We start from the raw sequence: 21,931 nt of genomic DNA on the forward strand, positions 1-21,931 counted from the left end.
TCAGCGACATCGCAGGTGACTGATCCGTCGCCTTCGCGAGCAGGCTCGCTCCCACAGGGAAATCATGTGCTCCGAGGGACGCTGGTGTATCAGCTTGACCGGTGGCAGCTGCCCAGAGAGGATGGCGTTCGCTCAGGCTTCCCGAATAAGGACATTCCCCTTCCGTGGCCATCTATTCGCCGTTCATTCGCCGGTTGATGATCAGCTCACTGACCGTGGTCATCAGCCGTGCCCTGGTCAGTCCGCTGCTGACGCTGTTCCTCAGCAACAAGCTCGGCCTCGATCCGCAGGATGTCGGCTTGCTGCTGGGCATCGCCGTGTTCAGCGCCACGCTGCTGTCGCTGTACGGTGGCTACATCATCGACAAGCTGGACAAGCGCCAGTTGCTGATTGTGGCCATGCTCTCCAGCGGTATCGGCCTGATCCTGCTGACCTTCGGGCAGAACCTGTATCTGGTCACCCTGGTGCTGATCATCAGCGAAACCGCGTCGGCGCTGTTCCTCATCGGCTCCAAGGCGATCCTCAGTGAAAACCTGCCGGTGGGCCAGCGGGTCAAGGCGTTTTCCCTCAATTACACGCTGACCAATATCGGCTACGCCGTCGGCCCGATGATTGGCGTGGTGATTGCCGGGGTGCAGCCGTCCGCGCCGTTCATCGTTGCCGGTGCGATCGCCATTGGCAGTATTTTTCTGCTGCTCGGCGCAGTCCGCGATGTGCGTCCGATAACAGCCGCCAGCGCGCCGCAGAGTTTCCTCAACACGCTGATGATCCTGAAAAACGACCGCACCATGGTGCTGTTCACCCTTGGCTGCCTGCTCAGCACGTTGGTGCACGGGCGCTTCACCCTGTACCTGTCGCAATACCTGCTGGTCACCCACACCCAGCAACAGACCCTGGACACCATGGCCGCCCTGCTCGCCTGCAACGCAATCACAGTGATCCTGCTGCAATACCAGATCGGTCGCTGGCTTAGCCGCGAACACCTGCGTCACTGGATTGCCGGCGGCACTGCGCTGTTCATCGTCGGGTTGATTGGCTTCAGTGTGGCGGACAGCCTGCTCGGCTGGTGCGTGGCGATGTTCATCTTCACCTTGGGCGAAATGATCATTTACCCGGCAGACTTCCTCTTCGTCGATACCCTCGCCCCGGAGGCACTGCGCGGCAGTTACTACGGCGCGCAGAACCTGGCGGCACTCGGCGGTGGGGCGAGCCCGGTGCTGTGCGGGTTTCTGCTGATGCACACGCCGGCGCCGAGCATGTTCTACGCCCTGAGCGGCTTGGCGGCGCTGGGTGGCTATCTATGCTTCGTCAGCGCGCGGCGCACCACTTCAATGCAAAATTAGTGCACTAAAACTGCATTTATATGAATTTGTCAGCATCGATTTTGATCGGCAAACTACGCGCGTTCCTCCCCCAATGTTGGAACGCTTCGAGGGCTTTCCGGATATGCCGGACAAGTCCTTTTTTTTGCCCCGGATTTTGTAAAGGATCAGTTCTACATGCTTGCTCGCTGGTTGCCCGCTGCCATCAACACCCGCCCCACTGAATGGAGCCGTGCCGCGATCGGCATGGCCTTGGGCACGCTGTTCAGCGTGTGGATGTGTGCGCAGGTGTTCGGCCATGACGTTGCCTTTCACTTGGTCGGCCCGCTCGGCGCTTCGGCGGTGCTGCTGTTCGCCGTGTCCTCCGGCGCCCTCGCCCAGCCCTGGTCGATTCTCGGCGGCTACCTGTGTGCTGGCGTGGTCGCCTTGCTGGTCGCCCACGTGCTTGGCCGCACGCTGGGCAGCGCCTGCCTCGCCGCCGGCATGGCGGTGATTCTGATGTGCTGGCTGCGTTGCCTGCACCCACCGGCCGGCGCATTGGCGTTGACACTGGTTCTCGCCGACCCTGCAACCATCGCCATGGACTGGAAAGCCATGGAGCCGGTGATGCTCGGCGCCCTGTGCATGCTCGTCAGTGCGCTGGCCTATAACAACCTGACCCGCATCCGCTATCCGAAACGCGCTGCCGACCCGGCACCGCCAGTGGTCCCGGTCGACCGCCAGGCGATCACCGCCGAAGACCTCAAGCTTGCGCTGGCCGACATGGAAGCTTTCATCGACGTCACCCCCGAAGACCTCGAACGCCTGATCCACGCCAGCGAACTGCACGCCAAGCGCCGCAGCATCAGCGAAACCTTCCGATAACCACGCAATTTCGAGTCATGTAAAAACGCAGATTCCCCCTGCACATATCCCCGTTGTACACGACAAATTTGCACTGTTACGATCCGCTAACGCCCGCGCGCGGGCTTTTCGAATAAAGACAATAAAAGCAGGGAGTTACAGATGACAGCTCAGGCTTCATCCCGGCGGACCCCGTCCATGGATGCCATACCAAACGACGTGCTGGCCGAGGTGCGCAATCATATCGGCCACCTGACCCTCAACCGCCCTGCGGGCCTCAATGCAATTACCCTGGACATGGTGCGTCTGCTGCAACAGCAGCTCGATGCCTGGGCGTCTGACGCCGATGTGTACGCCGTGGTATTGCGCGGTGCCGGCGAAAAGGCTTTTTGCGCCGGCGGTGATATTCGTTCGCTGTACGACAGCTACAAGAGCGGCGACACGCTGCACGAAGATTTCTTCGTCGAGGAATACGCCCTCGACCTGACGATTCATCACTACCGCAAACCGGTGCTGGCCCTGATGGACGGTTTCGTCCTCGGCGGCGGCATGGGCCTGGTGCAAGGCGCCGATCTGCGCGTGGTCACCGAAAAGAGCCGTCTGGCGATGCCGGAAGTGGCCATCGGTTATTTCCCCGACGTCGGCGGCAGCTATTTCCTGCCACGCATTCCCGGTGAACTGGGGATTTATCTGGGCGTCAGCGGCGTGCAGATTCGCGCTGCCGATGCGCTGTACTGCGGCCTCGCCGACTGGTATCTGGACAGCAGCAAACTGGCCCTGCTCGACGAGAAACTCGACCAGATGGAGTGGCAGGACACGCCGCTCAAGTCGCTGCAGAACCTGCTGGCCAAGCACGCTGTACAAACCCTGCCGGATGCCCCACTTGAGGCGCTGCGCCCGGCCATCGACCACTTCTTCGCCCTGCCCGACGTGCCGAGCATGATCGAGCAATTGCGCGCCGTCACTGTCGCCGACAGCCACGAATGGGCGGTCACCACGGCGGATCTGCTGGAAACCCGCTCGCCGCTGGCCATGGCCGTGACCCTGGAAATGCTCCGTCGCGGCAGGCACCTGAGTCTGGAGAATTGCTTTGCGCTGGAGCTGCATCTGGACCGCCAGTGGTTTGCCCGTGGCGACCTGATCGAAGGCGTGCGCGCCCTGCTGATCGACAAGGACAAGTCACCGCGCTGGAACCCGCCAACCGTCGCTGAGCTGGACGCTGCGCAGGTGGCGAGCTTCTTCCATGGTTTTGATGAGAGCGGGAGCTGAGTCATGCACGATCTCGAACTGACTGAAGAACAAGTGATGATCCGCGACATGGCCCGGGATTTTGCCCGTGGCGAAATCGCGCCCCACGCCCAGGCCTGGGAAAAGGCCGGCTGGATCGACGACGCGCTGGTGGCGAAGATGGGCGAGCTGGGCCTGCTCGGCATGGTTGTACCGGAGGAATGGGGCGGCACCTACGTCGATTACGTTGCCTATGCGCTGGCGGTTGAGGAAATCTCTGCCGGCGATGGCGCGACCGGCGCGTTCATGAGCATTCACAACTCGGTAGGCTGCGGGCCGGTGCTCAACTACGGCAGCGCCGAACAGAAACAGACCTGGCTGGCCGATCTGGCCAGTGGGCAGACCATCGGTTGCTTCTGCCTGACCGAACCCCAGGCCGGTTCCGAAGCGCACAACCTGCGCACCCGCGCCGAACTGCGCGACGGCCAATGGGTGATCAACGGTGCCAAGCAATTTGTCAGCAATGGCAAGCGGGCGAAACTGGCGATCGTCTTCGCTGTGACCGATCCGGATCTCGGCAAAAAAGGCCTGTCAGCGTTTCTGGTGCCGACCGACACACCGGGTTTCATCGTCGATCGCACCGAACACAAAATGGGCATCCGCGCCTCCGACACCTGCGCGGTGACGCTGAACAACTGCAGCATCCCCGAGGCCAATCTGCTCGGCGAACGCGGCAAGGGCCTGGCGATTGCCCTGTCCAACCTTGAAGGCGGACGCATCGGCATCGCCGCGCAGGCATTGGGTATCGCCCGGGCAGCGTTTGAAGCGGCGTTGGCCTACTCGAAAGACCGGGTGCAATTCGACAAGCCGATCATTGAGCACCAGAGCATCGCCAATCTGCTGGCTGACATGCACATGCAGATCAACGCCGCACGGTTGCTGATCCTCCATGCAGCGCGGCTGCGCACGGCGGGTAAACCATGCTTGTCCGAGGCCTCACAGGCCAAGCTGTTCGCGTCGGAAATGGCCGAGAAAGTGTGTTCGTCGGCGATCCAGATCCATGGCGGCTATGGCTATCTGGAGGATTACCCAGTCGAGAAGTACTACCGCGATGCGCGGATTACCCAGATCTATGAAGGGTCGAGCGAGATACAGCGGATGGTGATTGCGCGGGATTTGAAGAACTACCAGTTGTAATGGCGTTGGCCCTTCCCCTCACCCCAGCCCTCTCCCCAGGGAGAGGGAGCCGACCGAGTCGGTTACGGATTCAGCGGCAACCTTTCAGGTCGGCGTAATTCGCCCATATCACGCGGTCAGTCCCCTCTCCTTGGGGAGAGGGCTAGGGTGAGGGGCTTTTGAAGCTCATACACTATTTGCCTTGGAATGCAGCCTCACGCTTTGCAATAAACGCCGCCATCCCTTCCTTCTGATCCTGCGTAGCAAACGCGGCATGGAACACCCGTCGCTCAAAGCGCACGCCTTCGCTCAGGTTGACCTCGAACGCGCGGTTGACGCTCTCCTTGATCATCATCGCAATCGGCAATGACTTGCCGGCGATCACCGCTGCGACTTTCAGCGCCTCATCAAGCAGCTCATCGCTCGGCACGATCCGCGCGACGATGCCGCAACGCTCGGCTTCCACCGCGTCGATCATGCGCCCGCTCAGGCATATTTCCATGGCTTTGGCTTTGCCCACGGCGCGGGTCAGGCGCTGGGTGCCGCCCATGCCCGGCAGCACGCCGAGGTTGATTTCCGGCTGGCCGAATCTGGCGTTGTCGCCAGCCAGGATGAAGTCGCACATCAGCGCCAGTTCACAGCCGCCGCCGAGGGCAAAGCCGTTGACCGCTGCGATGATTGGCTTGCGTCGGTTGGCCACTCGATCGCTGTCGCTGAACAGATCGTCCATGTAGATCTGCGGATAGGTCAGCTCAGCCATTTCCTTGATGTCGGCGCCGGCGGCGAAAGCTTTTTTCGAACCGGTGAGGACGATGCAGCCAATGTGCGCATCGGCTTCCAGCGTATCGAGGGCGTGGTTCACTTCGCTGACCAGTTGCGCGTTCAGCGCGTTCAGCGCCTGCGGCCGGTTGAGGGTGATCAGGCCGACGCGGTCGCGGGTTTCCAGCAGAATCGTTTCGTAAGTCATGAATAAAATTCCTTGTCAGAGATTGCGCGAAATGACCATGCGCTGAATGTCGCTGGTGCCTTCGTAGATCTGGCAGACGCGCACGTCGCGGTAGATGCGTTCCAGCGGGAAGTCGTTGAGGTAACCGTAACCGCCGAGGGTTTGCAAGGCCATGGAACAGACCTTCTCGGCCATTTCCGAGGCGAACAACTTGGCCATCGACGCCTCGACCAGCGCCGGTTGGCCGCTGTCACGCAAGGCTGCGGCGTAAAGCACCATCTGCCGGGCGACGGCAATTTGCGTGGCCATGTCCGCCAGGCGGAACGCCACGGCCTGATGCTCGATGATCGGCTTGCCGAAGGTGTCACGCTCGCGGGCGTAATCACGGGCGGCTTCGAACGCGGCGCGGGCCATGCCGACGGCTTGCGAGGCGATACCGACGCGGCCGCCTTCAAGGTTGGCCAAGGCAATCTTGTAGCCCTCGCCCTCCTCGCCCAGCCGATTGGCCACCGGCACTTTCACATCTTCGAAGAGAATCTGGCAGGTGTCGGACGCGTGCTGGCCGAGTTTGTCTTCGACCCGCGCGACTTTGTAGCCGGGCGAGTCGGTCGGCACGATAAACGCGCTGATCCCGCGCTTGCCGGCGCTCGGGTCAGTCACGGCAAACACGATCACGATGCCGGCGTTCTGCCCGGAGGTGATGAACTGTTTGCAGCCGTTCAAAACGTAGTGATCGCCTTCCAGCCGCGCGCGGGTTTTCAGGCTGCTGGCATCGGAACCGGCCTGCGGTTCGGTCAGCGCGAAGGCGCCGAGCATGGCGCCGCTGGCCAATGGTTTGAGGAAGCGCTCGCGTTGGTCGTCATTGCCGAACTTGAGAATCGGCACACAGCCGACCGAGTTGTGCACGCTCATGATCGTCGAGCAGGCACCGTCGCCGGCGGCGATTTCTTCCAGGGCCATGGCGTACGCGAGGTAGCCAGTTTCACAGCCGCCCCACTGCTCCGGCACGAGCATGCCGAAAAAGCCCAGTTCGGCCATCTCGGCGATGGCTTCCCTGGGGAAACGGTGCTCGCGATCCCACTCGGCGGCGAACGGCTTGAGCCGTTCCTCGGCAAACTGCCGGGCCATGTCGCGGATCTGGGTTTGGTCTTCGTTGGGGATCATGGTGATTCCTTCAAATCTGAGTACGACATAGAACCCTGTGGGAGCGAGCCTGCTCGCGAAAGCGGTGTCTCAGTCACGCATGTGCCGGCTGAAACGACGTCTTCGCGAGCAGGCTCGCTCCCACAGTTGATCGGCGATGCCTTCAGTAAACGCATTCCACAGCCATGGCCGTGGCTTCGCCGCCGCCAATGCAGATCGCTGCAATGCCGCGCTTGAGCTGTTTCTGCCGCAGCGCCGCGAGCAACGTCACCAGAATCCGCGCCCCCGACGCACCGATCGGATGGCCCAGCGCGCAGGCGCCGCCGTGCACGTTGAGCTTGTCGTGGGGAATCTCCAGGTGCGTCATCGCCGCCATGCCGACCACGGCAAACGCTTCGTTCACTTCAAACAGATCCACTTGATCCAGCGTCCAACCGGTCTTCTTCACCAGTTTCTTGATCGCGCCAATCGGTGCGGTGGGAAACAGCCCAGGGGTATCAGCGAACGCAGCGTGACCATGAATCACCGCCAGTGGCTTGAGGCCCAGTTGCTGCGCGTGGGACTGACGCATCAGCACCAACGCCGCCGCGCCGTCGGAAATCGAGCTGGAGTTGGCTGCGGTGACCGTGCCGCCTTCGCGGAACGCCGGTTTCAGCGAGGCGACCTTGTCGAGTTTGGCTTTTGGCGGCTGTTCATCGTTGCTGATCACCACCTGCTCTTTGCCGACGGTCACCGTCAGCGGGACGATTTCGTCCTTGAAGCTGCCGTCCTTGATCGCCTGTTGCGCGCGGGTGGTCGAGGTAATGGCGAAAGCGTCCTGCGCCTCGCGGCTGAAGCTGTTGGCCTCGGCGCAATCCTCGGCGAAGGTGCCCATCAGGCGGCCCTTGTCGTAGGCGTCTTCGAGGCCGTCGAGGAACATCGAATCGAGCACGCGGCCATGGCCCATGCGATAGCCGGCGCGGGCGCGATCGAGCAGGTACGGCGAGTTGGACATGCTTTCCATGCCGCCGGCGATCACCACGTCGGCACTGCCGGCAAGCAGCATGTCGTGGGCCATGATGGTGGTCTGCATGCCCGAGCCGCACATCTTGTTGACCGTGGTGCAGCGCGTCGATTTGTCCAGCCCGGCGCCCAGCGCAGCCTGTCGTGCCGGCGCCTGGCCGAGGCCGGCAGGCAGTACGCAACCGAACAGCACTTCATCAACCGCATCACTGGCGACACCGGCGCGTTCGACCGCAGCCTTGATCGCCGCCGCGCCGAGTTGCGGTGCGCTGAGGCTTTTCAGCTCGCCCTGAAAACCGCCCATCGGTGTGCGGACGGCGCTGACGATAACAATCGGATCATTGGACATAGTCATGACTATCCTCCTTACTTGGCGGCCATGCGCAAGGCGCCGTCGAGACGGATCACCTCGCCGTTGAGCATGCTGTTTTCGATGATATGGCGCACGAGCGCGGCGTATTCGGCGGGCTTGCCCAGACGCGGCGGGAATGGCACGCCGGCGGCCAGCGAGTCGCGCACTTCCGGGGTCATGCCGGCCATCATCGGCGTTTCGAAAATGCCCGGTGCGATGGTCATCACGCGGATGCCGAAGCGCGCCAGTTCGCGGGCGGCCGGCAGGGTCAGGCTGGCGATCGCGCCTTTCGAAGCCGAGTACGCAGCCTGGCCAATCTGACCGTCGAACGCTGCGACCGAGGCGGTGTTGATGATCACGCCACGCTCGCCGTCAGCATTGGCTTCGCTCTCAGCAATCGCCGCAGCGGCCAGGCGCAGCATGTTGAAACTGCCGATCAGGTTGACGTTGATCACTTGCGCGAAGCTGCTCAGGGCGTGCGGGCCGTTTTTGCCGAGGATCTTCTCGCCACGCACGATGCCGGCGCAGTTGATCAGGCCGTTGAGGCTGCCAAATGCGGCAACGGTCGCCTGCACAGCGGCTTCGGCGGCAGCTTCATTGCTGATGTCGGCAACCACACTTTGCGCACCGAGGCGCTGGGCCTGCGCGGCGACGGCTTCGGCGTTCATGTCGACCAGCATGACTTTGGCGCCGGCACTGACCAGCAATTCAGCGCTGGCGGCACCGAGGCCTGAAGCGCCGCCGGTGACGATAAAAACCTTGTTCTCGATCTGCATGACGGTGTTTCCTTGGATTCAAGCTGAAACGTTGTGCGCCGCGGCCTCTTGAGCCTTGTCGATTTCCTGGTTGCGCAAGATAAAGCGCTGCAATTTGCCACTCGGGGTTTTGGGCAATTCGCTGACAAATTCGATTTCACGCGGGTACGAATGCGCGGCCAGACGCTTGCGTACGTGTTGGCGCAGTTCTTCGGCCAGCTCCGGCGCGGCGCGGTACTGCGCGCTCAGCACGACGAAGGCTTTGACCAGTTCGGTGCGTTCCGGGTCGGGCTTGCCGACGACCGCCGCTTCGACCACGGCAGGGTGTTCGATCAGGGCACTTTCCACGTCGAACGGGCCGACGCGGTAGCCCGAAGTAGTGATCACATCATCACTGCGGCCGACGAAGCTGATGCTACCGTCCGGGTTCCACTCCACGGTGTCGCCGCTTAGATAGTAGTTGCCGACGAAAGCCTTGGTCGGCGCGCCTTCGTAGCCGCCGAACCAGCACATCGGCGACTGCGGGCGGTCGATGGCAAGAATGCCCGGCTGACCAACGCCGAGTTCGTTGTATTGCTCATCGAGCACGACGATGCGATGGCCCGGCGAAGCGAAACCGGCGGCGCCGACATGCACCGGGTGCTCGAGGCCGTGGTGGTTGCACAGCACCATGCCCAGTTCGGTCTGGCCGTAATGATCGTGAATGACCACCTCGAGGTTGTCTGCGAACCAGCGGATCACTTCCGGGTTCAGCGGCTCGCCGGCGCTGCTGACGATGCGCAGTTTGCCCTTGATCGATTTGGCGAACTCCTCTCCCCCGGCTATCAGCAGGCGATAGGCAGTGGGCGAGCCGGTGAGATTGGTAATGCCGTATTTGTTGATCACCCGGCAGGTGCTTTCGAGGGTGAACGGGCCATCGTAGAAGGTAATCGGGTGGCCCAGCGCCAACGGCCCGGTCACGCCGAAATAAATGCCGTAGGCCCAGCCCGGATCGGCGACGTTCCAGAATGCGTCTTCAGGACGCAGGTCCACCGCATCGCGGGTGTAGCTCTGGAAAGCGACGATGGCTTTGAGCGGTACTGACAGCGCTTTCGCCGGCCCCGTGGTGCCCGAGGTGAACATCAGCAGGAACGGGTCTTCGCCGGTCAGCAATACCGGCTCGCAGACATTGGAATAGTTGGCCAGCTCAGCCCAGAAACTGAAATCACCACGTACGATGCCCTGGCCTTTGGCTCCACCAACGGTGACGATGGTCGGGCATGCGCTGACTTCACTGAGCTTGGGCCGATTGACCGCGTCGGTGACGACGACTTTCGCCCCGGAACTGTTCAGGCGATGTTCAAGAGCTTTCGGCCCGAATGCGGTAAACAGCGGCTGATACACCGCGCCGATGCGCCAGGTGGCGAGCACGGTGATGAGTAATTCGACGTTGCGCGGCAGCAGGCCGGCGACCTTGTCGCCCTTCTGCACGCCCTGGGCGAGGAGGAAATTGGCGAAACGCGCGGCTTTGTCTTGCAGATCAGTGAAGGTGTAAGTCGCACTTGAGCCGTCGCGACCTTCCCAGAACAACGCAATACGCCCGGGCAAGGCATGGCGGTCGCAACATTCGACGCAGGCGTTGAGCGCAGCGAGCGTGCCGCTGAGCGATGCATCGACGGTGTGCTGATAGTTGAACTGTTCGGTGGCAGACAAGTAATCGCGCATTGCCAGAATCCCTCGGTGTTTTTATTAGGCTGGGAACCGTAAACAACACAGGGATAGTCGCGCCGCGCGGGGCTCGGGGCAATGGTCAAAGTTATCAAAGTGGCTGACTGGTTTGGCCAAGCCTTTTAAGGGAATGGTCACGCGGCCCTGGGTGGGAGCGAGCCTGCTCGCGAAGGCGTCGGGTCAGACCACCTCATTGAGGATCAGCGTGCGGTAATGCCCCGGGTTCGACCCGGACCATTTGCGAAACGCCTTGTAGAACGAACTGGCATCCGCAAAGCCCAGCCGTGCAGCAATCTCGACGAAACTGATCGAGGGCTCTGCCAGCCAGGTGATTGCCAATTCCTTTCGCACGCTGTCCTTGAGACCCTGATAAGTCTGCCCTTCCTCGGCCAGACGCCGGCGTAATGTCGACGCGGACATGCACAGTTGCTGGGCCAGCGCCTCGGTTTCCGGCCAGTGCTCGGCGGGCACTTGCCGCAGATCCTGCTTGATTCGGCTGGCGAGGCTGTCGGGGTCGCGGTACTTGACCAGAATGTTCGCCGGCGCCTGGGCCAGGAAGCGCTTGAGTTCTTCGGCACTGCGCTTGATCGGCAGATCGAGACAATCGGCGGAAAAGATCATTCGTGTTCGCGGACGTTCGAAACGCAGGTTTTCCGAAAACATCACCCGATAGTCATCAGTGAAATCCGGTTCGGCGCAGCGCAGTTCAATGGCGAGAATCGGAATCCGCCGCCCGGCCAGCCAGCACGCGACGCCGTGCACGATCATCCAGTAAGTGAAATAGGTGAAGGCGCGGCGCGGTTCGGCGTCGTCTTCGAGCAGGACGATTTCCGCCAGGCTCTGCTGATGCACCAGTTGCGCCGGCAGTTTTTCCAGCATCAGCGACAGGAACGTCAGACCGGTATCCAGCGCCGCCGCCAGCGTCGGTTGCGCCATTGCGCTGCGACACAGAAACGCCAGGCTGCCGGACTTGAGCGGGCGTGGGTCCATGCCGAAGAACTCGTCATCACCGCGTCGTGCCAGCAGGCGCCAGAGTCTGGCGTATTGCGAGGCCGGCACCCTGCCCTCATCGGCCGCTAACAAAGCCGGATCGATGCCGACCTTGCTCAACGCCTCATCCGTCGCCGCGCCCGGGGCACAACTTTGCAGCAGCGCTTCGCGCACCAGTTGAATGGCAATGGTGTCTTTTTCTGCCATGGAGCGAGGTGAGCCTTGTTGTTTTTTGGGTGGTGGGCATCTTAACCCAGCTGCTGAAGTCACCGCAGGGCCAATGTGGGAGCGAGCCTGCTCGCGAACGCGGTGTGTCAGATAAACAAATGTCACAGGCATACCGCATTCGCGAGCAGGAATGACAGTTGTTCAGCTAAGGTTCAGCTAAATGTCAATGAATGCCATTTGGGAATGAGTGTCATTATGTTACAACTTAGCCTCCTATCTAAATCGCTGTGGCTCGCCAATGCTCGTTCCCTTTTTGATCATGTTGCGCGAAGGCATCGAGGCCGCGCTTATCGTCAGCATCATTGCCAGTTATTTGCAGCAGACCGGCCGTGGTCAATGGATGCCAGCGGTATGGATCGGCGTCTTCCTCGCCGCTGCCCTTGCCCTGCTGGTCGGCGGTGGCCTGGAGCTGGTCAGTGCTGAATTCCCGCAAAAGCAGCAGGAGTTGTTCGAAGGCGTGGTCGGTCTGGTCGCCGTGGGCATTCTCAGTTCGATGGTGTTCTGGATGCGCAAGGTCGCGCGGTCGATCAAGCACTCGCTTCAAGCCTCGCTGGATCAGGCGCTGACGCAATCCAGGCATCAGGTGATTGCATTGATCGCCATGGTCTTCTTCGCCGTCGCTCGCGAAGGCCTGGAAACGGTGTTCTTCCTGCTCGCCGTGTTCCAGCAAAGCGAAGGCCCGGGCGCACCGATTGGCGCCCTGCTCGGCCTGATTCTGGCGGTGATCGTCGGTTTCCTGATCTACAGCGGCAGCATGCGCCTCAACCTCTCGGCGTTCTTCAAGTGGACCGGATTGTTCATCCTCGTGGTCGCCGCCGGGATTCTCGCCAACTCGGTGCAGGCGCTGCATGAAGCCGGGCTGTGGAATCACCTGCAAACGGTGCTGTTCGACTTCAGCGCGACGCTGCCGATGGACGGCCCGCTGGGCTCGGTGCTGGCCGGCATGTTCGGTTATCAGGATGCACCGACCGTCAGCACCTTGGGCGCGTACCTGATTTATCTGCTGCTGGCACTGGTGATGTTCTTCATGCCCGCGCCTCGCCAGGCGACGCCAACCACTTCCGTTTCCAGCCAATAAGGCCCTTCATGTCTACTACCCAAACCCCTCCGGCCCTGCGTTGGGCGCTGGCCGGCTCGGTGCTGCTGATGATCGCCGCCGGCGGGCTGTTCTGGTACGCCTCGAACATGGCCGCCGCCAAGCGTCAGCACAACCATGACGAAATCGTCGTCAACATCCACCCGCACAGTTGCGAGCCGAATGCCCTGACGGTGCCGGCCGGCCGCGCCAGTTTCCGCATCGTCAACCGCTCCGAGCGTGCGGTCGAGTGGGAAATTCTCGACGGCGTGCTGGTGGTCGAAGAGCGGGAAAACATCGCGCCGGGCCTGAGCCAAGTGATCAACGCCAACCTGCAACCGGGCGACTATGCGATCACCTGCGGCTTGCTCAGCAACCCGCGCGGCACCTTGCACGTCACACCGACGGCCGCTTCCGATGCCGCCGCCAAGGCCAAGCCCTCGATGGTGGCGTTCGTCGGGCCGCTGTCGGAATTTCGCGTGTATCTGGCCGTTCAGGGCAGCGCGTTGATCAAAGCGGCGACGGCGCTGAACCAGGCGATCGCCAGTGGTGATCTGGCGCAGGCGCAAGCGTTGTACCTGCCGGCGCGTGCCGCTTATCAGCGTCTGGCGCCGGCGGCGCAGCGCCTGGCCGAGCTGGACAATCAGATCAATGCCCGCGCCGATTACTTCGAAAAGCGCGAGCAGGATCCGGCCTTTGTCGGTTTCCATCGCCTCGAATACGCGCTGTTCCAGCAACGCAAACTCGACGATGTCGCGCCGATTGCCCAGCGCTTGCTCGCTGACGTCACCGTCCTCAAGCAACAGTTGCTCGCGCAGTCGCTGCCGCCGGAGCAATTGGTCAGCATCCTCGTGCGCAACCTCAACAGCCTCGCCGATGTGCGCGCCGGCAGCGGTGAAGAGGAACGCTACAGCCACAGCGATCTCAACGGTTTCGCCGCCAACACGCAGACTGCGCGCAAGGTCGTCGACCTGCTGCGGCCGATGCTGAGCAAATCCGCCGCTGACGTGTTGGCGAATGTCGACCAGGCCATGAGTGACTTCGACAACCAGCTCAACGCGTTCAAATCCGCCGATGGCTACGTCAGTTACGACGCCGTGACCGCCGCGCAACGCCAGCAGATCGCCGCCAAAGCCAAGGCTCTGGCCGCGGCAATGGATGGCATCGACCCCGCCCTCGGCCTTTCCGGCCTGTAAGCAGAAGACCACGACAGATGAACGATTCAGAACCTCTCAACCTGCAACGACGTCGCGTGCTGATGGGCATGGGCGCCGCCGGTGTCGCCCTTGCCGGATCGGCGCTGAGCTGCCCGGCCATGGCCGCGCAGCCTGCGCAAGTCACCGAAGCGCCGAGCAGCGACAAGACCGAAGACCGTCACGACTTTCACGGCGTACACCAGGCCGGCATCGTCACCCCGCGCCCGGCCTCCGGAATGCTGGTGGCGTTCGATGTGCTGGCCAGCGATCGCGAAGACCTCGAGCGGCTGTTCCGCACCTTGAACGAACGCATCGCGTTTTTGATGAAGGGCGGCCCGGTCGCGCAGGTCGACCCGAAACTGCCGCCGCTGGACTCCGGCATCCTCGGCCCGGTGGTCACCCCGGACAACCTGACCATCACCGTTTCCGTCGGCGATTCGCTGTTCGACGAGCGCTTCGGTCTGGCGGCGGCAAAGCCCAAGCGTCTGCAACGCATGGTCGGCTTTCCCAACGATGCGCTGGACGCCGATTGCTGCCATGGCGACATCAGTCTGCAGTTCTGCGCCAACACCGCCGACACCAACATTCACGCCCTACGCGACATCGTCAAAAACCTGCCTGACCTGCTGCTGGTGCGCTGGAAACAGGAAGGCAGCGTCCCGCCGCAAGCGCCGGCCAAACCCGGCGTACCGGCGCAGTCGGCGCGCAACTTTCTCGGTTTTCGCGATGGCTCGGCCAACCCCGATTCCAACGACGCCAAGGCGATGGAGCGGATTGTCTGGGTACAACCGGACAGTGACGAACCGGCCTGGGCTGCCCACGGCAGTTACCAAGCGGTGCGCATCATCCGCAACTTCGTCGAGCGCTGGGATCGCACGCCGTTGCAGGAACAGGAAAGCATTCTCGGCCGGGTCAAGAGCAGCGGCGCGCCCATCGGCGGCCACAAGGAAAGCGAAGTGCCGGATTACAGCAAAGACCCGGCCGGCAAGCTGACCAGGCTCGACGCGCACATTCGTCTGGCCAACCCGCGCACCGCCGCGACCCAGGCCAATCTGATCCTGCGCCGGCCGTTCAACTACTCCAACGGCGTCAACAAGAACGGCCAGCTCGACATGGGCCTGCTGTTCATCTGCTATCAGGCCGATCTGGAAAAAGGCTTTATCACCGTGCAAACCCGCCTCAATGGCGAGCCGCTTGAGGAATATCTCAAACCGGTCGGCGGCGGTTACTTCTTCACCCTGCCCGGCGTGACCGGCGATGACGATTTCATCGGTCGCTCGTTACTCGCTGCGACCTCTCAAAACAAAACCGCATGACACCCAACCGACACTGGAGCCGCCCCATGAAAAAGACGCCACTCGCGTTATTGCTGACCCTTGGTTTGCTCAACACTCCGCTGGCGGCGTTTGCCGCGACTGCACCGCTGGATCTGGTGGGACCGGTGTCGGACTACAAGATTTACGTCACCGAAAAGCTCGATGAACTGGCCAGCCACACCCAGCAGTTCACTGACGCGGTGAAGAAAGGCGACTTGGCGACCGCGCAGAAGCTCTACGCGCCGACGCGGGTGTATTACGAGTCGATCGAGCCGATTGCCGAGCTGTTCAGCGATCTCGATGCATCCATTGACTCGCGTGTCGACGACCACGAAAAAGGCGTAAAGGCTGAAGATTTCACTGGCTTTCACCGCATTGAATATTCGTTGTTCGCGGAGAAATCCACCCAAGGCCTGGATGCACTGGCCGACGGTTTGAACAAAGACGTGCAGGATCTGCAAACCCGCGTGGCCGGTCTGACCTTCCCGCCCGAGAAAGTCGTCGGCGGCGCTGCTGCTCTTTTGGAAGAAGTGGCGGCGACGAAGATTTCCGGCGAGGAAGACCGCTACAGCCACACCGATCTGTATGACTTCCAGGGCAATATCGACGGCGCCAAGAAGATCGTCGACTTGTTCCGCCCGCAGATCGAACAGCAGGACAAGGCGTTCGTAGCGAAAGTCGACAAGAACTTCGCCACGGTTGACAGGATTCTGGCCAAGTACAAGACGGCGGATGGCGGGTTTGAGACCTATGACAAGGTCAAGGACAACGACCGCAAGGCGCTGGTCGGGCCGGTGAATACGCTGGCGGAGGATCTTTCGATGATGCGCGGGAAGTTGGGTCTGAATTAAATCTTCAGCGCCTCATCGCGGGCAAGCCCGCTCCCACAGGTATCTAGGTGTGCACAGGCTTTGTGAACGACATCGAACACTGTGGGAGCGGGCTTGCCCGCGATAGCGATTTCAGCAGCGCTAGAGAATCCGGTAGAGCAACCGCTCAATCCTCACCCGACTCACCCGCTTGAGAAACTTCGCCACCCCTGCCGGGTAATCTGGCAGTGTCTCCAGGGTCTGGAAACTGTCGATCCGCGTGGTATGGCGGAAGATGTTTTCCAGCTCTTTCGCCCGTGGCTCCAGCCATTCGCCTTTCGGATCGTCGATCAGCAGCGCGTTTTCCAGATCCAGGCGGAACGCGCGCGGATTGAGGTTGTTGCCGGTCAGCAAGGTGTAGCGCTGATCGATCCACATGCCTTTGAGGTGATAGGTGTTGTCACCGTCGCGCCACAAGTGCAGGTTCAATTGGCCGCTGTCGATGCTGTGCTGATGGCGTTTGGCGAAGCGGCGCAGGCTGATCTCGTACAGATACGGCAGCGCGGCGATCACCTTGAACGGCTCGCTCGGCGGAATGTAGAAATCGTTGGCAGTCTTGTCGCCGACCACGATATCGATCTTCACGCCACGGGCCAGCGCGCGGTTGATCTCACGGATCACGCCCAGTGGCAGGTTGAAGTATGGCGTACAGATGGTCAGCTGCTTTTGCGCGCTGGCGATCAGTTCGAGAATCGCCCGGTTCAGCGGGTTGTTCTTGCCGACGCCGAGCAGTGGCGTGACCGACAGACCTTCTCGGCTGGTGCTGCCGGCGCCGGTGTCGTAAGTCGCGTATTTGAGACGGCTGCGCAGGTCGCCGATGTCGTTGCGCAGGCTGCGGGTAGTCGGCAGGTTGGGCAGGTCGAGACGGTGCACGGCTTTCGATTCGATCAGGCCATGCTTGACCAGGTGATGCATCGAATCCGCCAGCTCGCGACTGTGCAGCACGTGGTAACGGTCGAAACGGTACTTGTCAAGTTTGTGCAGATAGACGTTGTTGAGGCTGGCGCCGCTGTAGACCACCTTGTCGTCAATCACGAAGCCTTTGAGGTGCAGCACGCCGAACAGCTCGCGGGTCTGCACCGGCACGCCGTAGATCGGTACTTCGCTCTGGTGCGTGCGGGTCATGTCCTGATACCAGGCGGCGTTGCCCGGCTGCTTACCGGCGCCAATCAAACCGCGCTGGGCGCGCAACCAGTCGACCACCACGGCGATTTCCAGCTCGGGACGCTTGAGCTTGGCCGCGTGCAGGGCATCGAGGATTTCCTGACCGGCTTCGTCCTGCTGCAAATACAGCGCGACGATGTAGATGCGCTGGGTCGCTGCGGCGATTTGCTCGAGCAGGCAGCGTCGGAATTCGGCAGCACTGGACAGAATGCTCACCGCCTCGGCGGTCAGCGCGAAGCTGCGCAGTTTAGGCAGCAGAGAACGTTTGAAAAGCAACGGCATAAGGCTCGCAAGGTTCGATTCCGAAGAGTTTGAGAGCTTACACCATCGTCTGCGCCGGGTCTTGTCAGTGTCCGTAATGGCCCCTTCGCGAGCAGGCTCGCTCCCACCGTTGAAATGCATTTCCCTGTGGGAGCGAGCCTGCTCGCGAAAGCGTTTTCACACACGCCGAAGAAAATCGCTTGACCAAGGAGAACACTCGTTCTACTGTTAGCCACATGAACGAATCAATCAGCAATGACACACGCGACATCATTCTGGATGTCACCGAAAAGTTGATCTACAAAAGTGGCATCGCTGCCACCAGCATGGATCTTCTGGTGAAGACCGCCGGCGTCTCCAGAAAAAGCATTTACCGTTACTTTGCCGACAAGGACGCACTGGTTGTCGCAGCGCTTCAGCGACGCGATGTTCGCTGGATGCACTGGTTCACACATGCTGTCGATCAGGCCGAAACCCCGGTTGATCGCCTGCTCAACCTGTTTACCGTGCTCAAGGGCTGGTTCGACTCGGAAGGCTTTCGCGGCTGTGCTTTTATCAACACCAGCGGCGAAACCGGTGATCCGCAGGATCCAGTGCGGCTGGTGGCCAAAGAACATAAACAGAAGCTGCTCGACTACGTGAGCAAGCTGTGTACCGAATTTGGTGCCGAGGATCCGCAACTATTGGCCAGGCAGTTGCTGATCCTGATTGAAGGCGCCATTACCGTAGCGCTTGTGATGGGTGATCACAGTGCCGCCGATAATGCGCAATGCATGGCGCGAAAGTTATTGGGCCTGTAACTCTTAATAAGCCGGACTTGTTGTTCATACATCAAATGAATCAGGAGATTGAACATGTCGACTGCAGCCCAGGTACGTCCGCCATTGCCGCCATTCAACCATGCGTCAGCGATCGAGAAGGTGCGTCTGGCCGAGGATGGCTGGAACAGCCGCGATCCGGAGAAGGTGTCGCTCGCTTACACCCTCGATACCAAGTGGCGCAATCGCGCCGAGTTCGCCAACAACCGCGAAGAGGCCAAGGCGTTTCTGACGCGCAAATGGGCGAAGGAACTCGATTATCGCTTGATCAAAGAACTCTGGGCTTACTCCGATACGCGTATCGCGGTGCGTTACGCCTATGAATGGCACGACGATTCGGGCAACTGGTTCCGCTCGTACGGTAACGAGAACTGGGAGTTCGATGACAACGGCCTGATGTTCCAGCGCTATGCCTGCATCAACGACATGCCGATCAAGGAAAGCGAGCGCAAATTCCACTGGCCGCTGGGCCGCCGGCCGGATGATCATCCGGGGCTGAGTGAACTTGGCCTGTAAATTCACATAAATCCCCTGGGAGAGCAGTTAGCCTGCTAGCGACAGCGGATCGTCATTCAATGAATGTGTTGAATAACCGATCGGCATCGCCAGCAGGCATGTTCCTATCATTTCTCCTGACCGGTTACCGGTACAGTTCCCTGTTCTCGCCTTAATATTCCGCAGTTTTTTCCTCCCAATCAAAATCCGGATCCGTCTCATACTCGTAGGTAACCGTTGCCGAGTGTGATGCCGGGTGCATCTGAACCTTCGTAATCACCAGGATTTTTCCAGCTACAGTTCGGTTTTTGATGGTTTTATCCCGAGCGTCTTGTTCGGTTTCTTTAGTTCCGTGCAGGTCAACAATGAACTCCATCACCCATTCTCCTTTAAGTACCTTTTCACTAGCACAACAGCGAGAAGGGTCAATGCTGGCCTTCTATACACAATCTGGCACCTGTGAAACCTGACAGGTTTTTATATTGATTCGAACTAGCCACCGCTGCTAAACAGGTATTTCAATGACGCGATCCGGGTAAAGCGATAGCTCGCCGCAACACCTGGAAATGAGTAACATAACCGCCCTCCCCGCAGCCCACGTTCTGCGCCTTGCCGAATAAGCCGACTCCATGCCTTTCGAACTCAGCGTTGACCTCACCACCTTGGCCATTCTGGCTGCTGTTGCTTTCCTTGCCGGTTTCATCGATGCCATCGCTGGCGGTGGCGGTCTGTTGACCACGCCGGCGCTGCTGACTGCGGGTTTACCGCCGCATCTGGTATTAGGCACCAACAAGCTGAGCTCGACCTTCGGTTCGGCGACCGCCAGCTTCACCTTCTACAAACGCAAACTGTTTCACCCACGTCAGTGGACCCAGGCCATTGTCGGCACCTTGGTCGGCGCGCTGACTGGCGCGGTGGTTGCGCATTACCTGCCGGCCGAATGGCTGAACAAGATGCTGCCGGTGATCGTTTTCGCCTGTGGCCTGTATTTGCTGTTTGGCGGCACGCCGAAAGCGCCGCTGGACAGCGACGCGCCGATCAAAAAGAAATGGCAATCGACCCAAGGCTTCAGCCTCGGCTTCTACGATGGCGTGGCCGGCCCCGGTACGGGGGCGTTCTGGACAGTCAGCAGTCTGCTGCTGTACCCGATCGATCTGGTCAAGGCCAGCGGCGTGGCCCGCAGCATGAACTTTGTCAGCAACATCGCGGCGCTGTCGGTGTTCATCTTCTCCGGACAAGTCGACTGGATCATTGGCTTGTGCATGGGCCTGTCGGTGATGGTCGGGGCTTTCTTTGGCGCGCGTACCGCGATCAGCGGCGGCGCCAAATTCATTCGTCCGGTGTTCATCACCGTCGTGCTCGGCTTGACTGTGCGCTTAGCCTGGCAGCACTGGTTCAGCGTGGCCTAAGCGCCGCGCCACATAGACGTCGATCAGATAACGGGCAATCGAGCGCGATGCCGGCAACGGCGGCAGGTCATGCACGTTGAACCACTGAGCGTCCTCGATCTCGTCTTCCTGACAGACAATCTCGCCACCGGCATATTCGGCATGGAAGCCGAGCATCATCGAGTGCGGGAACGGCCAGCACTGGCTGCCGATGTACTGGATGTTCTTCACTTCAATCTGCACTTCCTCGCGAACTTCGCGAATCAGGCAATCCTCGGCTGATTCCCCCGGCTCGGCGAAACCGGCCAGCGTGCTGTAAACCCCGGAGACGAAACGCGGCGAGCGTGCCAGAAGGATTTCGTCGCCACGGGTAATCAGCACGATCATGCTCGGTGAAATGCGCGGATAACTGCGCAGCTCGCACGGCTGGCAATACATCGCTCGTTCGCGCGGTACTTGTGTCATCGGCTGGCCACAGTTGCCGCAGAAGCGATGCTCGCGTGCCCAAGTGCCGATCTGTGCGGCATAACCGAGCACTTTGTACAGCGTGTGATCGCCTTCGAGCATGAACGCCCGCAAGCCTTTCCAGCCGCATCCGGGCACTTCGCTGACACTGCGCAACTCGAGCAGATAGACCGGCTCGCCATCCAGATGACCAATCCCATGCTCGGCGAGGACTGAAAGGTCTTGGCGCTTGAGCCATTCGCGCGGGAACAGCGCGCCGTTGTCATCGAACAGAAAGCCTTCCGGGCTGCGCGCTACGGCCCAGCCGCCGGGTTGATCGGTGTCGAGTACTGCAGTGGTCCAGCGAGAGGTCATGGTTAACTCAATCCAGAAATTCGGGTTTCTGTTTGCTCATGTGGGCGGCCATGGCCACGCGCAGATCGGTGGATTGCAGCATGGCGGCGTTCCAGGTGGCAACGTATTCGAGACCATCGTCGATGCGATGATCGCGCATGTAGCTGATCATTTCCTTGGTGCCGGTCACGGCAATCGGCGACTTCGCCGCGATGTCACGGGCAATGCCGAACACGCCTTCGAGCAGTGTGTCTTTGTCACTGTAGACGCGATTGACCAGGCCCATGCTGCGTGCTTCCTCGGCGCCAAAGGTGCGACCGGTGTATGCCAGTTCACGCAGCATGCCGTCTCCGATGATTCGCGGCAACCGTTGCAGCGTACCGACGTCAGCGGCCATGCCGATGTCAATTTCCTTGATGGAAAATTGCGCGTCCTCGGCGGCATAACGCATATCACAAGCCGAGATCAGATCGATCGCCCCGCCCAGGCAATAGCCCTGAATCGCAGCAAGCACCGGTTTGCGGCAGTTGTCGACGGCGTTGAACGAGGCTTGCAGATTAAGGATCTTGCGCCGCAGCAGGCGCGCATTGCGGCCCACGTCCTTGCCCAGTTCATTGGCGACACCGGCAAGCATCATCAGGTCAATGCCGGAGGAAAAATGCTTGCCGTTACCGCTGAGGACTGCCACGCGGACTTCGTCGGTATCGTCGATCCATTGGAATATCTCGACAATCTCGCTCCAGAACGCCGCGTTCATTGCGTTGATCTTTTCCGGGCGATTGATCTGCACATGCGCGATGTTGTCGGCCAGTTCGACACTGAAGGCGGAGTATTGAGTCATGGCAGTGATCCTTTACCGG

Annotated in this window: 21 protein-coding genes; 11 read left to right on the forward strand and 10 right to left on the reverse strand. The window is 60.8% G+C overall.

Annotation, left to right across the window (positions count from 1 at the left end; all coding sequences use genetic code 11):
- The first annotated feature begins 164 nt into the window (after positions 1-164).
- From D8U71_RS04895 to D8U71_RS04910, 4 genes are all read left to right on the forward strand, one after another.
- Positions 165-1,343, forward strand: coding sequence for an MFS transporter (locus D8U71_RS04895; protein WP_130887272.1), 1,179 nt, complete (start codon positions 165-167; stop codon positions 1,341-1,343).
- A gap of 156 nt (positions 1,344-1,499) precedes the next feature.
- Positions 1,500-2,186, forward strand: coding sequence for an HPP family protein (locus tag D8U71_RS04900; protein ID WP_024012953.1), 687 nt, complete (start codon positions 1,500-1,502; stop codon positions 2,184-2,186).
- Positions 2,187-2,327: 141 nt separating this feature from the next.
- Positions 2,328-3,434, forward strand: coding sequence for an enoyl-CoA hydratase/isomerase family protein (locus tag D8U71_RS04905; protein ID WP_130887273.1), 1,107 nt, complete (start codon positions 2,328-2,330; stop codon positions 3,432-3,434).
- Between the two features lie 3 nt (positions 3,435-3,437).
- Positions 3,438-4,589, forward strand: coding sequence for an acyl-CoA dehydrogenase family protein (locus tag D8U71_RS04910; protein ID WP_123442493.1), 1,152 nt, complete (start codon positions 3,438-3,440; stop codon positions 4,587-4,589).
- 172 nt (positions 4,590-4,761) lie between these two features.
- On the opposite strand, the gene D8U71_RS04915 is transcribed toward D8U71_RS04910, so the two are convergent.
- The 6 genes from D8U71_RS04915 to D8U71_RS04940 all read right to left on the reverse strand — a co-directional run bounded on the left by D8U71_RS04915 (position 4,762) and on the right by D8U71_RS04940 (position 11,670).
- Positions 4,762-5,535, reverse strand: a complete 774-nt coding sequence (locus D8U71_RS04915) for an enoyl-CoA hydratase (protein WP_130887274.1) — start codon at positions 5,533-5,535, stop codon at positions 4,762-4,764.
- Positions 5,536-5,550: 15 nt separating this feature from the next.
- Positions 5,551-6,678, reverse strand: a complete 1,128-nt coding sequence (locus tag D8U71_RS04920) for an acyl-CoA dehydrogenase (RefSeq protein ID WP_130887275.1) — start codon at positions 6,676-6,678, stop codon at positions 5,551-5,553.
- A gap of 142 nt (positions 6,679-6,820) precedes the next feature.
- Positions 6,821-8,014 carry an acetyl-CoA C-acyltransferase gene (locus D8U71_RS04925; protein ID WP_130887276.1) on the reverse strand — a complete coding sequence of 398 codons (1,194 nt, stop codon included), beginning with the start codon at positions 8,012-8,014 and terminating at the stop codon, positions 6,821-6,823.
- An 11-nt stretch (positions 8,015-8,025) separates the two neighbouring features.
- Positions 8,026-8,787: an SDR family NAD(P)-dependent oxidoreductase gene (locus tag D8U71_RS04930; RefSeq protein ID WP_041480381.1), complete on the reverse strand. Its 762-nt coding sequence runs from the start codon at positions 8,785-8,787 to the stop codon at positions 8,026-8,028.
- A gap of 18 nt (positions 8,788-8,805) precedes the next feature.
- Positions 8,806-10,470: an AMP-binding protein gene (locus tag D8U71_RS04935; protein ID WP_130887277.1), complete on the reverse strand. Its 1,665-nt coding sequence runs from the start codon at positions 10,468-10,470 to the stop codon at positions 8,806-8,808.
- Positions 10,471-10,653: 183 nt separating this feature from the next.
- The gene (locus tag D8U71_RS04940; protein WP_024012945.1) at positions 10,654-11,670 is read right to left on the reverse strand and encodes an AraC family transcriptional regulator; all 1,017 of its coding nucleotides are present in this window, start codon (positions 11,668-11,670) and stop codon (positions 10,654-10,656) included.
- A gap of 259 nt (positions 11,671-11,929) precedes the next feature.
- Between D8U71_RS04940 and efeU the strand changes: the two genes are divergently transcribed.
- The 4 genes from efeU to efeO (D8U71_RS04960) are packed head-to-tail and all read left to right on the forward strand — an operon-like array spanning position 11,930 to position 16,129.
- Positions 11,930-12,769 carry an iron uptake transporter permease EfeU gene (gene efeU, locus D8U71_RS04945; RefSeq protein ID WP_130887278.1) on the forward strand — a complete coding sequence of 280 codons (840 nt, stop codon included), beginning with the start codon at positions 11,930-11,932 and terminating at the stop codon, positions 12,767-12,769.
- Between the two features lie 8 nt (positions 12,770-12,777).
- Complete coding sequence (gene efeO, locus D8U71_RS04950) at positions 12,778-13,962, forward strand: iron uptake system protein EfeO (protein ID WP_130887279.1); 1,185 nt, start codon at positions 12,778-12,780, stop codon at positions 13,960-13,962.
- Between the two features lie 17 nt (positions 13,963-13,979).
- A complete protein-coding gene (gene efeB / locus D8U71_RS04955; protein WP_130887280.1) occupies positions 13,980-15,278 on the forward strand; it encodes an iron uptake transporter deferrochelatase/peroxidase subunit in 1,299 nt (432 codons plus the stop codon).
- 26 nt (positions 15,279-15,304) lie between these two features.
- Entirely contained in the window at positions 15,305-16,129 is an 825-nt protein-coding gene (gene efeO / locus D8U71_RS04960; protein WP_110600624.1) for an iron uptake system protein EfeO, read from the forward strand.
- A 120-nt stretch (positions 16,130-16,249) separates the two neighbouring features.
- On the opposite strand, the gene pssA is transcribed toward efeO (D8U71_RS04960), so the two are convergent.
- Positions 16,250-17,593, reverse strand: a complete 1,344-nt coding sequence (gene pssA / locus D8U71_RS04965; protein WP_130887281.1) for a CDP-diacylglycerol--serine O-phosphatidyltransferase — start codon at positions 17,591-17,593, stop codon at positions 16,250-16,252.
- A gap of 215 nt (positions 17,594-17,808) precedes the next feature.
- Between pssA and D8U71_RS04975 the strand changes: the two genes are divergently transcribed.
- Positions 17,809-18,372 (forward strand): TetR family transcriptional regulator, encoded by a 564-nt coding sequence (locus D8U71_RS04975; protein WP_130887283.1) that lies wholly within the window; start codon positions 17,809-17,811, stop codon positions 18,370-18,372.
- Between the two features lie 54 nt (positions 18,373-18,426).
- Positions 18,427-18,906: a nuclear transport factor 2 family protein gene (locus tag D8U71_RS04980; RefSeq protein WP_016774707.1), complete on the forward strand. Its 480-nt coding sequence runs from the start codon at positions 18,427-18,429 to the stop codon at positions 18,904-18,906.
- A 151-nt stretch (positions 18,907-19,057) separates the two neighbouring features.
- On the opposite strand, the gene D8U71_RS04985 is transcribed toward D8U71_RS04980, so the two are convergent.
- A complete protein-coding gene (locus D8U71_RS04985; RefSeq protein WP_125926840.1) occupies positions 19,058-19,261 on the reverse strand; it encodes a hypothetical protein in 204 nt (67 codons plus the stop codon).
- 253 nt (positions 19,262-19,514) lie between these two features.
- Here D8U71_RS04985 and D8U71_RS04990 point away from each other — a divergent pair, with 253 nt between their 5' ends.
- Complete coding sequence (locus D8U71_RS04990) at positions 19,515-20,294, forward strand: TSUP family transporter (RefSeq protein WP_130887284.1); 780 nt, start codon at positions 19,515-19,517, stop codon at positions 20,292-20,294.
- On the opposite strand, the gene nudC is transcribed toward D8U71_RS04990, so the two are convergent.
- Together nudC and D8U71_RS05000 are read right to left on the reverse strand one after the other, a co-directional pair.
- On the reverse strand, positions 20,262-21,092 hold the full coding sequence (gene nudC, locus D8U71_RS04995; RefSeq protein WP_130887285.1) for an NAD(+) diphosphatase: 831 nt from the start codon (positions 21,090-21,092) through the stop codon (positions 20,262-20,264). The two genes, D8U71_RS04990 and nudC, sit on opposite strands and share 33 nt — an antisense overlap.
- Positions 21,093-21,099: 7 nt before the next feature.
- A complete protein-coding gene (locus D8U71_RS05000; RefSeq protein WP_130887286.1) occupies positions 21,100-21,912 on the reverse strand; it encodes a crotonase/enoyl-CoA hydratase family protein in 813 nt (270 codons plus the stop codon).
- Between the last annotated feature and the right edge of the window lie 19 nt (positions 21,913-21,931).

Origin of the sequence: Pseudomonas sp. Sample_21, assembly GCF_004307525.1 — a bacterium.
In the GTDB taxonomy this organism is placed as follows: domain Bacteria; phylum Pseudomonadota; class Gammaproteobacteria; order Pseudomonadales; family Pseudomonadaceae; genus Aquipseudomonas; species Aquipseudomonas atacamensis.

Coding starts and splice junctions, on each gene's coding strand:
- efeO (WP_110600624.1), top strand. CDS start 15,305: ATGAAAAAGACGCCACTCGCGTTATTGCTGACCCTTGGTTTGCTCAAC.
- efeB (WP_130887280.1), top strand. CDS start 13,980: ATGAACGATTCAGAACCTCTCAACCTGCAACGACGTCGCGTGCTGATG.
- D8U71_RS04910 (WP_123442493.1), top strand. CDS start 3,438: ATGCACGATCTCGAACTGACTGAAGAACAAGTGATGATCCGCGACATG.
- D8U71_RS04985 (WP_125926840.1), bottom strand. CDS start 19,261: ATGGAGTTCATTGTTGACCTGCACGGAACTAAAGAAACCGAACAAGAC.
- efeU (WP_130887278.1), top strand. CDS start 11,930: ATGCTCGTTCCCTTTTTGATCATGTTGCGCGAAGGCATCGAGGCCGCG.
- D8U71_RS04905 (WP_130887273.1), top strand. CDS start 2,328: ATGACAGCTCAGGCTTCATCCCGGCGGACCCCGTCCATGGATGCCATA.
- D8U71_RS05000 (WP_130887286.1), bottom strand. CDS start 21,912: ATGACTCAATACTCCGCCTTCAGTGTCGAACTGGCCGACAACATCGCG.
- D8U71_RS04930 (WP_041480381.1), bottom strand. CDS start 8,787: ATGCAGATCGAGAACAAGGTTTTTATCGTCACCGGCGGCGCTTCAGGC.
- D8U71_RS04935 (WP_130887277.1), bottom strand. CDS start 10,470: ATGCGCGATTACTTGTCTGCCACCGAACAGTTCAACTATCAGCACACC.
- pssA (WP_130887281.1), bottom strand. CDS start 17,593: ATGCCGTTGCTTTTCAAACGTTCTCTGCTGCCTAAACTGCGCAGCTTC.
- D8U71_RS04990 (WP_130887284.1), top strand. CDS start 19,515: ATGCCTTTCGAACTCAGCGTTGACCTCACCACCTTGGCCATTCTGGCT.
- D8U71_RS04925 (WP_130887276.1), bottom strand. CDS start 8,014: ATGACTATGTCCAATGATCCGATTGTTATCGTCAGCGCCGTCCGCACA.
- D8U71_RS04900 (WP_024012953.1), top strand. CDS start 1,500: ATGCTTGCTCGCTGGTTGCCCGCTGCCATCAACACCCGCCCCACTGAA.
- D8U71_RS04915 (WP_130887274.1), bottom strand. CDS start 5,535: ATGACTTACGAAACGATTCTGCTGGAAACCCGCGACCGCGTCGGCCTG.
- D8U71_RS04975 (WP_130887283.1), top strand. CDS start 17,809: ATGAACGAATCAATCAGCAATGACACACGCGACATCATTCTGGATGTC.
- D8U71_RS04980 (WP_016774707.1), top strand. CDS start 18,427: ATGTCGACTGCAGCCCAGGTACGTCCGCCATTGCCGCCATTCAACCAT.
- nudC (WP_130887285.1), bottom strand. CDS start 21,092: ATGACCTCTCGCTGGACCACTGCAGTACTCGACACCGATCAACCCGGC.
- D8U71_RS04940 (WP_024012945.1), bottom strand. CDS start 11,670: ATGGCAGAAAAAGACACCATTGCCATTCAACTGGTGCGCGAAGCGCTG.
- efeO (WP_130887279.1), top strand. CDS start 12,778: ATGTCTACTACCCAAACCCCTCCGGCCCTGCGTTGGGCGCTGGCCGGC.
- D8U71_RS04920 (WP_130887275.1), bottom strand. CDS start 6,678: ATGATCCCCAACGAAGACCAAACCCAGATCCGCGACATGGCCCGGCAG.